This window comes from Geobacillus sp. GHH01, from assembly GCF_000336445.1.
GTDB classification, from domain to species: Bacteria; Bacillota; Bacilli; order Bacillales; family Anoxybacillaceae; genus Geobacillus; species Geobacillus zalihae.
In genome coordinates this window covers 930717-943288 of the sequence record NC_020210.1, presented here as the reverse complement: position 1 = coordinate 943288, position 12572 = coordinate 930717, and the positions used below count along the sequence as shown (strand labels likewise).

Sequence of the window (12572 nt, the reverse complement as noted above, 5' to 3'; positions counted from 1 at the left end):
TGCCTTGGTTAGCTTTCCAACAATAAGTCTTCCGGATTTTCGATCAAGTCTTTCACCGTTTTCAAGAACCCGACGGCCTCTTTGCCATCGATAATGCGATGGTCGTACGACAAAGCAACGTACATCATCGGCCGGTTTTCGATCCGCTCTTCGTCGATGGCGACCGGGCGCAGTTTGATCGAATGCATCCCTAAAATGCCGACTTGCGGGCCGTTGAGAAGCGGAGTCGACAGAAGCGAGCCGAAGACGCCGCCGTTTGTGATCGTAAACGTGCCGCCTTGCAAATCGGCAAGCGACAACTTATTGCTGCGTGCTTTCGCCGCCAATTCGGCAATGTCGCGCTCAATTTCGGCGAAGTTTTTCCGGTCGCAGTCGCGCACAACCGGAACGACAAGCCCTTCATCCGTCGATACGGCAACGCCGATATCGTAATATTTTTTCAGCAAAATCTCATCGCCTTGGATCTCCGCGTTGACGTACGGATATTTTTTCAGCGCCGCGACAGCCGCTTTGACGAAAAACGACATAAAGCCAAGGCGGACGTCATGCTCTTCGAAAAATTTATCTTTTTTCCGCTTGCGCAAATCGATGACCGCCGACATGTCAATTTCGTTAAATGTCGTCAACATCGCGGTCGTTTGCGTCACTTCCAGCAGCCGTTTGGCGATCGTTTGCCGACGGCGCGACATTTTTTCGCGGATGACCGGCTTGCCGGCCTCAGCGGTTGGAACGGCGGCCGGCGTCGACGTCGGCGCGGCTTGCGGCGCCGGCTGCGGAGCGGCGGCCGGCTGGGCGGCAAACGAGGCGACGTCTTGTTTGCGCACGCGTCCAAGCGGATCAACGGTCGGCACTTGCGTCAAGTCGATCCCTTTTTCACGCGCCATTTTCCGAGCAGCCGGCGAAGCAATCGGTCGTTGGCCTGGCGCTTGGGCAACCGCAACCGGCTGCGGCGCTGGCTGCTCAGCACGGTCGACCGGCACAGCCGGTTTTGGTTCCTCGGCCAGCTGCGGCGCCTTCTCTGGTGCAGGCGGTGCCGACGCCGCTCCTTCTCCGATAATGGCGATCGCTTGACCGACCGCAACCGTATCGCCTTCATTGGCAAGCAGCTGTTGCAAAACACCCGATTCTTCCGCCATAATTTCCACGTTCACTTTATCCGTTTCCAGCTCGCAAATCGATTCTCCTTTTTCCACGTAGTCGCCCGGTTTTTTCAGCCATTGGGCGATCGTTCCCTCCGTGATGGATTCTGCTAACTCTGGGACTTTGATCTCAGCCACGTTGATGCCCTCCTCAAATGTTCCGTAGTCATCATTCATGCTTCGTCAATGCACAGCGGATGATGCGCTCCTGCTCTTTTCGGTGGACGACCGGATCGCCTTCCGCCGGGCTGGCCCGCCGGCGCCGCCCAATGTAACTGACATCGACACCCTCTGGAGCCAACGCCCGCAGGCGCGGTTCCATATACAGCCATGCCCCCATGTTTTTCGGTTCTTCTTGCACCCAGACGAGCTCTTTGACGTTCGGATAGCGGGCGATGATGTCTTTCACCGCTTCTTCCGGGAACGGATACAGCTCTTCAATGCGCACGATATGCAGCCAGTCAAGACCTTCCATTTTGCCGATTTGTTCCGCCAAATCGATCATCAATTTTCCGGTGCCAAACACGATGCGTTCCACTTTGCCAGCGTCAGCGCCCAATCCCGGCTGTTCCAGCACCGGCGAGAACGCACCGTCAACGAACGCTTCCGCATCCGACGCTGCCAGCGGATGGCGGAGCAAGCTTTTTGGCGTCATAATGATGAGCGGGCGAACTTCTTCCCTTGTCAACAGCGCCGCCTGCCGCCGCAAAATATGGAAATATTGCGCGGCCGTCGATAAGTTGGCGACCGTCCAGTTGTTTTCCGCCGCCAGCTGCAAAAAGCGCTCGACGCGGCCGCTTGAATGTTCCGGGCCCTGCCCTTCGTAGCCGTGCGGCAAGAGCATGACAAGCCCAGATTTTTGCCCCCATTTCGCCCGGCCGGATGAAATGAATTGATCAAACATCACTTGCGCCATGTTGGCGAAGTCGCCAAATTGCGCTTCCCAAAGCACGAGCGTCTCCGGCGCGTAAACGTTGTAGCCGTATTCATAGCCGAGCACAGCAGCTTCCGTCAGCGGGCTGTTGTACACGACAAACGACGCTTTGGCGCCGCTGATATGGTGAAGCGGCACATACTCTTCTCCGGTTTTCACGTCATGGAGCACCAAATGGCGCTGCGCAAACGTGCCGCGCTGCGAATCTTGCCCGGTCAAGCGGATCGGCACGCCGTCTTGCAAAATCGTGGCAAACGCTAAAATTTCCGCGTGCGCCCAATCGACTTTGCCGTTTTGCGCAAACACGCCGCTTCGCCGTTTTAAAATGCGCTCAAGCTTGTTAAAGACGTTGAATCCGTCCGGAAACTGCAGCAATTCTTCGTTCACACGATGGAGCACGTCTTTCGCCACGCCCGTTTTCACTTCCGGCAGCCGATCGACGACCGGTTTGGGCGGATCCATGATGAAATCGAGTTCGTCTTCGTTTTTCGGCACCCGCTCGTAGGCGATTTTCAGCCGTTCCGCCACCTCTTGCTCCATTTCGTCGACTTCCCGCTCGGTGATGATCCCTTTTTCCATCAATTTTTGCGCATACAGCTTGCGCACAGTCGGATGTTGGTTGATGATCGCGTACATCGTCGGGTTCGTCGCCATCGGCTCATCCATTTCATTATGACCGAAGCGGCGGTAACCGATTAGGTCAATGACAAAGTCTTTTTTAAACCGCTGGCGGTAGGCAAACGCCAAGCATGCGGCCGCCAAACAAGCCTCCGGGTCGTCGGCATTGACGTGCACAATCGGCACCTCAAACCCTTTCGCCATATCGGAAGCATACGTCGTCGAGCGTGAATCGTAACTCTCCGTCGTAAAGCCGATCATGTTATTGGCGATGATATGGATCGTCCCGCCGGTCGTATAGCCGCGCAGCTGGCTTAAGTTGAGCGTTTCCGCGACGATCCCTTGTCCCGGGAACGCGGCATCGCCGTGAATCAAGATGGCAAACGACGCATCCATATTTTGCACCGGCACTCCTGGTTTTGTCCGATCTTCTTGCGCGGCGCGCGTGTAGCCAAGCACAACCGGATTGACCACTTCGAGATGGCTCGGGTTGTTGGCGAGCGTGATCCGCATCGTATGCGCGCTTTTATTGCGAAGGCGGCGCGCCGCTCCTAAGTGGTATTTGACATCGCCCGTCCACCCGTACGTGATCGCCACTGACCCTTCAGACGGAATGAAATTTTTGCTTTCCGCATGCTGAAACTCGGCAAAAATCATTTCGTACGGCTTGCCGAGCACGTGAGCCAGCACATTCAGCCGGCCGCGGTGCGCCATGCCGATGTTGACGGCATCGATTTCATGTTCGATCGCCTGCCTGACAAGCTCATCCAAAAGCGGCACCATGGCGTCAAGCCCCTCAATCGAAAACCGCTTTTGCCCGACGTACGTCCGATGGATGAATTTTTCAAACCCTTCGACTTCCGTCAAGCGGCGCAACAAGGCGACCCGCTCTTTGTTCGCCAGGCTCGGATAGTACGCTCCGGACTCAATTTGCTGGATGAGCCAGTTCCTTTCTTCTAGATTATGTACTTGCGAGAATTCAAACGCGATTTTATCGGTATAAACTTTGCGCAAGTGCAAGATGGCATCCCAGCCGTTTTGAACATGGGCCGGAGCATGCGGGCAAAGGAACGCAACTGGAATGCGCTTTAAGTCCTCTTCCGTCAAATCGTACTCGTCAAGCTCGAGACGGCGCAGCTTTTTCTCTTCTTTGACGAGCGGATTCGTGTCGGCAGCCAGATGGCCATAATGGCGAATGCTGTCCGCCAGCTTGACAGCGGCGACAAGCTTGCTGAAGGCGTTCGGCGTTTCCGGCAGCCGAAATGTTTGGTGTGTTTGTGCCACACCGCCGTCTGCCGGTGAAACCGGCTCTTCGACAACCGGCGCCCCCCACTGTTCGAATAATCGTTTCAGTTCCGGGTCGACACTGTCCGGGTCATCGAGATACTGTTCATACATGTCGATGACATAACCGAGGTTCGGCCCGTAAAACTGGCTCCACGGTTGAGCGTAGTTCGTCTGTTTTGCCATCGTGAAAAAACCTCCACCTTGTTTTCGCATCGTTTGGGCTGGCAACAGCTATGCATAAAAGTCCTCATTGCGCTGCCAGCATCCCCAAACGTACAGCAAAATAACGGTATAAACGTTTTCACTATTTATTTTAGCACTATCGCTCACTAAAATCGATGAAGAAACTGAAAAAATTTCACTTATTATCACTGTACGAATACACTCGGCTGGAGGCGATAAAAAGAACACCCCGCTGCCATCAGGGCGTCCTCTGTCTTTTATGAAATTTTGAACTTCTCCACCAGTTGTTTCAACTGCCGGCTCATCTCACTTAACGTTTCCGCCGATTCGGTCACCGTTGCCAGCGCCTGCAGCTGGTCATCAGCGGAAGCGGCCACTTCTTCCGCCGCTGCCGCCGACTGTTGAGCGATGGCGGCGATGTTTTGCATGGCGCCGATCACATCATCCTTGCCGCTGTTCATTCGCTTCGCCTCTTCCATGATGTTCGCGAGCGCGTCGGTCAACTGCTCCATCATGCCCGTAATTTTCACGAACGAATCGCCGGTCGTGTGCACCGCTTTCCGTTGCTCGTTGTAAGCGTCTTTCGAGCGGCCGACCGCCTCGATCGCCAGTCCGGCCTGCTGCTGAATCGCAGCGATCGTTGCGCGGATCATTTCCGTCGCTTTCGCCGATTGTTCCGCCAGCTTCCGCACTTCGTCCGCGACAACGGCGAACCCTTTGCCGTGCTCGCCGGCGCGCGCCGCCTCAATGCTGGCGTTTAACGCGAGCAAGTTCGTCTGCCCGGAAATGGCGGTAATCGTTTGAATGACGTCATCGATTTCCCCCATTTTTCTCACAAGGTCGCTAATGACGTTTTCAACGGCGGACAGCTCGTTGTTCGCCTCTTCGGATTTTTGCTGCAGAACATTTAAATGCTCAAGCCCATCGTAGCTCGCCGTTTTCGTTTCATTTGACAACGATTCCATCGAAGTGGTCGCTCCTGTGACCGCTTCGATTTGCTGCGACAGCGTCGTCGTCCGCTCATTGATCGTATCAAGACTTCCTGCTTGATCGGTTGTTCCTTTGGCAATTTCGCCGATCGCTTTCGCCACTTGTTCGCTTGTCGCCATCGTTTCTTCCGAGACAGCGCTCAAATGGTCGGCCGAAACGGCCAATTCATTGACCGAGCGGTTCACCTCGCTGATCAGCATCCGCATATGGTCGATCATGTCATTGAAGTGGCGGGCGAGACGACCGATCTCATCTTTGGCAGTGATGCGTGCGTGCACCGTCAAGTCACCGCCCGCTGCCTTTTCGACTTGCTCTTGCAGCGCCACAATCGGCCTTGTGATCGAGCGCGCCAAGAAATAAACGACGACCAAAGCGATGATGAACGCAATCACCGTAATGACAAGCATCGTCATCCCAAGTGAGCGGCTCATCGCGGATAAATCGCTTTCTCTATAGACAGCGCCGACTTTCCAGCCGAGCTCTGGAATCGTAGTGAAGTAAATCACCCGCCGTTCGCCGTCTTGCTCATATTCGTGCATTCCTTTTTCATGCTCGAGCATATAGCGGACCGTCGCGTTTTTCGCCATGTTTTTCCCCTTGTATTGTGGGTGGACGACCGCCGTCCCCTTCGCGTCAAACAGCACCGGATAGCCGTGATAGCCGACGTCGCTCGCATTGACGATTCTTGTCACCGCATCGAGCGTCATATCGATGCCGATGACCCCAGCAATGCGGCCGTTTTCGCTCACCGCTTTGGCCAACGTCACAACGTGCTTGCCGGTAATCGCATCGACGTACGGTTCGGTCCACACCACTTCATCCGGCCGCTTCATCGCCGCTTTATACCACGGGCGGCTCGTCGGATCGTATCCGTCCGGGAGCTCTGTCATCGGCGATATATACATTTTCTTCTGCTCCGTGCCAATATAGATGAATTGCACATTCTCATGCAGGCGCAAAAACGTGCGGAACTGTTTCTCAAGCTGCAGCCACATTTTTTCATCTTGAACCATTTGCAAAGCCAACGGCGATTCACTGAATTGCACTAAGCTATTCTCCTCACTTTGAAAACTGTCGCGAATATCGCCGAGCAGTCCGTCAAGCGCCGTCTGCGCCCGCTGTTTCACGTCAGCATCCACCATCTTCCGCATTTGCACAACCCCAACGAGTTGTGTTGCTGCCAATGAAATCACTAACAATAAAGCCATCAAGACGATCAATTTGCTGCGCAATGTCCGGAACACTCTCTATTTCTCCCCTCTGTTTCCTCTTTTTGTCGAACCACGTCCATTATAAAAGGACAATCGTCCTGCGTCTATAGGATGAGCTTCTTATTCATACATAGAGAGCCGCGCCTGTGGGACATTAAACGTAGGCAGGTGAACCACAATGGGCGCGATTGAACATGAGGGCTATATATTTGAGATCGAATACAGCGTCTTGCTGCAAAAAGGGGCGCTGCACGTTTATCGCGACGGTGAATTGATTGAGGAAATTGAGTTTGCATTTTGCGGCGAAAAGCCCGATGAACAGCAAATCGAAGCGCTTGTGAGCGAGTATGTCGAGCAAAAAACCTCCGGCCGCTGTTAGTTGTCGGAGGCTTTTCTTGCCATTTTTTCGCGTTTTCCGTTATGATGAAGGTAAAAAAGCAAGGGGGATCGGCATGTACGATAAACGTTTATACGTCTTTGACGGCAACACCCCGCGCGAAGCGGTCATCCGCAACTATACGACAGACGACTTTGCTGATCTCATCCGCGTGCAGCAAGAAAGTTTTCCGCCCCCGTTTCCATCGGAGTTGTGGTGGAACGAGGAACAATTAACCAACCATGTCACCTTGTTTCCCGAAGGAGCGCTTTGCGTCGAAGTCGAAGGGCGCATCGTCGGATCGATGACCGGCTTGATCGTTGACTTTGATCCAGCCCATGCCGATCATACATGGGAAGAGATCACCGACGGCGGCTACATCCGCAACCACCGCCCGGATGGAAACACGCTGTATGTCGTCGACATTTGCGTCTCGCCGCCATACCGGAAGCTCGGCCTCGGCAAATGGCTCATGCAGTCGATGTATGAAGTCGTCGTCCATCTCGGCCTTGACCGGCTGCTCGGCGGCGGGCGGATGCCTGGCTACCATCGACATGCGGCTGAACTATCGCCGGAAGCCTACATCGACAAAGTCGTTGCTGGCGAGCTGAGCGATCCGGTCATTACGTTTTTGCTCCGTTGCGGGCGAACGCCGCTTGCGATTGTCCGTAATTATTTAGAAGACGAAGAATCGCTCAACCATGCCGTGTTAATGGAATGGCGCAATCCATTTAGGCAGATGACCAAAAAAAATTAACAGACACCAAATGACAGGAATTGTCGGCAACGAACGCAAAAAAATAAGGTTCATCACCACAACGTGTACTTGACAAGCGAGGCTTTTTCTCGTGTCACCATGTAGGAAAATCGTTGATTTACTGATTTTCCTTATGCATGTAAGCAAGACATGATCTGAAACAGTCAAGTACAACTTTTGGTGAAGAGCTACAAGATCAAGCTGATGAAACGTCGGGGATACGGATACCGAAATATCCAGCGTTTTGCATTGCGGGTTCGGCTAGAAACAGCTAACATACTTTCATGACAGGTGCAAGTACAACTTTTGGTGATGAACCATATAAATTATCTTACCCTATAAGGCTTGACATGGATCCTCTGCGTGCATGGATTATTTTGCGAAGGCCGCAGCACAAAAGGAATTCGCAGAGGCAACTGTAAATTATCATTTTATTTCAGCACAAAACGCCCATTTTTTTGCACATTCTTTCAGAAAGCCCTCTCCCCTTTTCTGAAGGAATGTGCTAAATTTTTTGTGAATTGTTTCGGACAAAGATTTCCATTCGTTTCAATGAGGGGGAGGAAGTGTGATCCAGTTTCACGACTTTGGCATTGACATTCAAACGTATACGGATCGTGGGAAAGGGAACGATTTTCCCGACGTGAACCAATGCCCCCACTGTCCATCCCGCCGCCCCTTGCATCGTCACGGATACTACCAACGCTATGCGTTGACGGCAGAGGGGGAGTATCACCATACCCATCAAGTTAAGAATTTTGGTCTTTGTGCATCGTCAAAAACATGGTATCCTTTCTAACGAACACTCCACGTTAGAAAGGATTTTTTTCATGGAAAAACAAATGAAAGCATGGATTCAAACCATTCGTCAACTCTTTTCTCCCGAAGAATGAACCCGTCTCGCACGGAAAACAGGCTTTATCCGGCGGCAGCGTTCGTTAACGGCGGAAGCCTTTCTGACTCTCTGTGCATGGGGAGATGGCTCACTGGCCAAACAGTCGCTTCAGCGGTTGTGTGCGGCCTTGACGCTCTGGCATGGCTGTTCCCTTTCAAGCGAAGGCTTGAATCAGCGTTTTACCGATCGGGCCGTGGCATTTTTGCGAGAAGTGTTTTTCCTTCTCCTCCTGCATCAACGTCCATTGCTTTTGTCAGCCATGGAGACCTATCGAACTTGTTTTACCCGCCTGCGGATTTTGGACTCAACCAGCTTTTTGGTTCCCGCTGACTATGGGGAAGACTATCGAGGTTCCGTTTCGTCGGGGGTGAAAATTCAGTTTGAATATGACTTGTTATCCGGCGCCTGCCTTCAGCTATGCGTTCAATCGGCCAATGACTCGGACGCTCGTTTTGCCTATCATGCCCAGCATACGATTTTACCGAATGACCTATGTATTCGGGATTTGGGCTTTTTCTCCGTTGCCGCACTGGCCGAGATCGACGCCCGCGGAGCGTATTATATTACTCGGCTCCGTTCCGATATGAAAGTGTATATCAAGGAGAATGGCCAGTGGAAGGAATGGGATTGGGAATCCCTTGGGAATCAATTAGAGGAAGGGGAATCAGTGGAAATGGAACATGTGTACATCGGACATGAACGCTTGTATGTTCCACGGTTGGTTTTCCGCCGTCTGACGGCGGAAGAATGGCAAAAACGGATGGCGTATGTGCGGAAAAAGGAAAAAAGAAAAGGGAAGGCGCTGGCACGCCAAACCCTCGAACAAAAGAAATACCACATCTTACTGACGAATTTACCACAAGAGTCGTTTGATGGTCAACAGGTTTATGAGCTCTATTCCCTGCGCTGGCAAATTGAATTGTTGTTTAAAGCCTGGAAATCCGTATTTGATTTGGAGAAAGTCAAGGAGATGAAAAAAGAACGTTTCGAATGCCATTTATACGGGACGTTGATTGCCATTTTGGTCACCCAGACGTTTCTGTTTCAAGCTCGGATGTATTGGCATCAAAAGGAAGACATTGAAATCAGTGAACGGAAAGCGCTCGATCTTCTCCAATCGTATTGGCACCAGTTGCTTTTGCGTTCGCATATGGCGGAAATCAACCTTTTCTCTCTCCTTTCCCTGTTACGAAAACATGCCAAGAAAGGTCGAAGGAAAGGGGAAGAAACGGCATCAGATATCTTAACGAAATTAGAGATATGGTAGAATTAGATATGGATATAAATACCAAATACCCCTCTTCTGGAGGGGGATTTGGTATGCCCAATAATGGATGTGATCCCCATCATTCACTGCGGGGATGAACACGAGTATCGTCTTAAAAATTTTATACCGCTAAACTTGACGGGTATGGTGGAGCCTCCTCCATCCCCCGTTTCGGAGTCAGGCCCAACCGTTCTTTCACCACTCTCCATATGGTGGGCAACGTATACTGAAAATAGGGGAGAAGAAATGAAGGCAACACGGCCACCGTCCTCCTGCACTCCGGGCAGCGATACCGAGCGATCCAAATGCGATAAGACTGATGCGACGTCACGGCATTTCGTTCGTAGTACCCATGGCGATAAAGAGGTCGTTTTGCCTGGCAATGAGGGCACCGCTTAAGAAGGGGAAAGTCGTTTTGTTTTCCCCGCTGGGTATATGTCTGGACATCGACCTGAAAGTCATGAAACCGAATCACGTCCTCGTCCCCCCTCTGGAAATCACCCATGTCCCATTCTGAAATAATTCACAAAAAATTTAGCACATTCTTTCGGAAAGGGGGAGAGGGATATTCCGAAGGAATGTGCAAAAAAAAGTCTTTTTTGTGCGGAAATAAAGTGATAATTTACAAGTAGTGCCCGGTCGGCTCCACCGCGACGATCACCTCTGACTTCCCAAACGCTTGCATCGCCTCCTGAATCGCTTTATACAGCTGCTGAAACCCCTCTTTCGACTGGAAGATCGGGAACGACTTGCGAAGCACGCGCCCCCGGTCATCCACGAAGCAGGCGTAGTGGGTTCGTTTCGCGATATCGATGCCCACGACAAGCGTTTGTTCCGTGACTTGATCAATTTTATAGTTTTGTGTACAATTCATCTGAAGTCCTCCTTGGTATGGTGAGTGATGTGGTTGACACCCCTGCATCATACCAAGAGGGCTTTTTTTGATCAAGTCCCCGGAAAAGCTCCTAACGGGAATGCTCCATTATGGAAGGAGAGATGGATTTTCATGCCTGGGTGGGGAGTAAAATTTACTCATGGATGTTTTTTGTCACTAAATCACAAAATTTGGTGATGAACCTAAAATTTATCATTAGAATCATGATTGGAGCTTCAATTCGATGAAGCTGATATCTGTTATGTATCCCTTATTCATCTCATCTTTATCCAACTATAACGAAAAACGAATATAAACAAAATACGGCAAGAGTCCGGTGGAATGCCGAACTCTTGCCGCATAAGGTTCACTCTTTTATACGTATCTATTTGACAGGTATTATTATTTAGCCAACCTGTATCCTTTAAACGAATCAATCAAAGGAGCGGATGAAGGAATGATTATGGAGTTAATTTTAAATCCGCCCAATGTGGGTGTGCCTCAAGTCTACGCTCCATATCGCGGAACGCTTTGAGTGAACGGCTTAGCTTGCTGTAAGCGTCGCCTCCTTCACCCCAACCTTGGTAGCCAATCATCCCATTATAGCCCATCTTTTTAAGCTGTCCAAGCAACGCAAAATTATCTAACTCTCCGACATCCAAAGGCTCGATTGTCGCCACTCCCCCAAAACCGTGAGGATCTCGGCGGCTGCCAGAAATGTTTACTTGTTTTAAGTAAGGGGATACCGCTCTAAGTGTACCTAATAGGTTTGTTCCATCGACTGCGTACCAATGGTAGCCGCAAAATACAATGCCGAGATTAGGATGATTGAGACGCTTGCAAAGTCTTACTGCATCTTCATGGCGTTCAACCCAGAATGATAAGTGTGTGTAAAGTAAGATATTAATGTTTCTTCGTTCCGCAATCTTCAGTGCTTTTTCCAGCCACTTCACAGCGATGTCGTCCCCTTTAGGGTCTGAAGGGCGTATATGATGTCCGACAGATTGAATCGCCAGCTCGACCGTGGAGCATCCTTCCATGATCTCCAGCATTTTTAAAATACCCGTATTTCTTGGATGGTCCTCACCTAATGAAAGGTCTAACACAACGTACACGCCAGCGACATCCAGTCCATATTTCTCCTTAACGTTTTTCAGCTTCTCTACATCTCTCCACCGTTCTCCGTGCCAGACGGATAAATGGGTCGCATCATACCCGATCTCTTTTAGCATTTCACACCGAGCTTCAAAGCTATAAATGCCCATGGAGTTATAAAAAGCAAAATCCATTGCATAAAATTTGTAAGCCATGTTTCTAAATTCTCCCTTCGGATGAATGCTTCATTACAGTGATTTCAATGCTTCCGCAATCTCTGTATCCCCCGACATTAAATCGAATGCTTTTTTATACGTATTTGGTTCATCAAGAGATTGAACGATTGTTCTTGCTACATCTTCACGTGGAATGCTCCCGACATTTAAGTTTTCTGCTACAGCAACCAACCCTGTGCCTTTTTCATTAAGAAGATATCCAGGACGAATAATCGTATAATTTAAACCACTATTCATTAACATACGGTCAGCATAATGTTTAGCGACATAATAAGGTTTGAGGTTTTCTGGCCAGTTCTCACGGTTGTGGGCCTGGAATGAGCTCACCATGACAAATCGTTTAATTCCGACTTTTTCTGCAGCTTCCATCGCTTTTACGGCACCGTCTAAATCGACAAGCAATGTCTTATCCGCTCCTGTGTGTCCACCTGAACCGGCAGAGAATACGATCGCGTCACAGCCTTTGGCTGCTTCGGCAATTTCATCGACAGTACCTTCAAGATCAGCGAGTACCGCTTCAATTCCTTTTTTCTGAAAAGCCTCCAATTGCTCTTGTTTTCGAACCATTGCACGAACGGTGTGCCGCTCATGCGCATGAAGCATGCTCACCACTTGTTTGCCTACTTTTCCGTTGGCGCCAATGACCAAAACTTTCATACGCATCCTCCCTTTCTTATATTTACGTCTTTAAAGGTTATCAACCAAATGGA

General features: G+C 50.7%; 8 protein-coding genes and 3 pseudogenes. 4 read left to right on the top strand and 7 right to left on the bottom strand.

Annotated elements, in window-relative coordinates; all coding sequences use genetic code 11:
* Positions 1-8 precede the first annotated feature (8 nt).
* The 3 genes from odhB to GHH_RS04755 all read right to left on the bottom strand — a co-directional run bounded on the left by odhB (position 9) and on the right by GHH_RS04755 (position 6395).
* The gene (odhB, locus tag GHH_RS04765; RefSeq protein WP_015374316.1) at positions 9-1277 is read right to left on the bottom strand and encodes a 2-oxoglutarate dehydrogenase complex dihydrolipoyllysine-residue succinyltransferase; all 1269 of its coding nucleotides are present in this window, start codon (positions 1275-1277) and stop codon (positions 9-11) included.
* A 31-nt stretch (positions 1278-1308) separates the two neighbouring features.
* Positions 1309-4161 carry a 2-oxoglutarate dehydrogenase E1 component gene (locus tag GHH_RS04760; RefSeq protein ID WP_015374315.1) on the bottom strand — a complete coding sequence of 951 codons (2853 nt, stop codon included), beginning with the start codon at positions 4159-4161 and terminating at the stop codon, positions 1309-1311.
* A gap of 257 nt (positions 4162-4418) precedes the next feature.
* On the bottom strand, positions 4419-6395 hold the full coding sequence (locus GHH_RS04755; protein ID WP_015374314.1) for a methyl-accepting chemotaxis protein: 1977 nt from the start codon (positions 6393-6395) through the stop codon (positions 4419-4421).
* A gap of 145 nt (positions 6396-6540) precedes the next feature.
* On the opposite strand from GHH_RS04755, the gene GHH_RS04750 reads away from it, so the two are divergent.
* The 4 genes and pseudogenes from GHH_RS04750 to GHH_RS04740 all read left to right on the top strand — a co-directional run bounded on the left by GHH_RS04750 (position 6541) and on the right by GHH_RS04740 (position 9657).
* Positions 6541-6741, top strand: a complete 201-nt coding sequence (locus tag GHH_RS04750; protein WP_014195319.1) for a YbxH family protein — start codon at positions 6541-6543, stop codon at positions 6739-6741.
* 73 nt (positions 6742-6814) lie between these two features.
* Positions 6815-7495, top strand: a complete 681-nt coding sequence (locus tag GHH_RS04745; RefSeq protein ID WP_015374313.1) for a GNAT family N-acetyltransferase — start codon at positions 6815-6817, stop codon at positions 7493-7495.
* 192 nt (positions 7496-7687) lie between these two features.
* A pseudogene (locus GHH_RS19700) lies at positions 7688-7783 on the top strand (ISL3 family transposase); the annotation flags it as partial.
* A gap of 632 nt (positions 7784-8415) precedes the next feature.
* Positions 8416-9657: an IS4 family transposase gene (locus GHH_RS04740; RefSeq protein WP_371198499.1), complete on the top strand. Its 1242-nt coding sequence runs from the start codon at positions 8416-8418 to the stop codon at positions 9655-9657.
* Positions 9658-9793: 136 nt separating this feature from the next.
* Here the strand turns inward: GHH_RS04740 and GHH_RS19410 are convergent.
* The 4 genes and pseudogenes from GHH_RS19410 to GHH_RS04725 form a co-directional block, all read right to left on the bottom strand.
* Positions 9794-10132: pseudogene (locus tag GHH_RS19410) on the bottom strand (DUF6431 domain-containing protein); the annotation flags it as partial.
* A gap of 153 nt (positions 10133-10285) precedes the next feature.
* A pseudogene (locus GHH_RS04735) lies at positions 10286-10531 on the bottom strand (transposase); the annotation flags it as partial.
* A 461-nt stretch (positions 10532-10992) separates the two neighbouring features.
* On the bottom strand, positions 10993-11841 hold the full coding sequence (locus GHH_RS04730; protein WP_015374308.1) for a sugar phosphate isomerase/epimerase: 849 nt from the start codon (positions 11839-11841) through the stop codon (positions 10993-10995).
* Between the two features lie 33 nt (positions 11842-11874).
* Positions 11875-12519 carry an SDR family oxidoreductase gene (locus tag GHH_RS04725; RefSeq protein WP_015374307.1) on the bottom strand — a complete coding sequence of 215 codons (645 nt, stop codon included), beginning with the start codon at positions 12517-12519 and terminating at the stop codon, positions 11875-11877.
* Between the last annotated feature and the right edge of the window lie 53 nt (positions 12520-12572).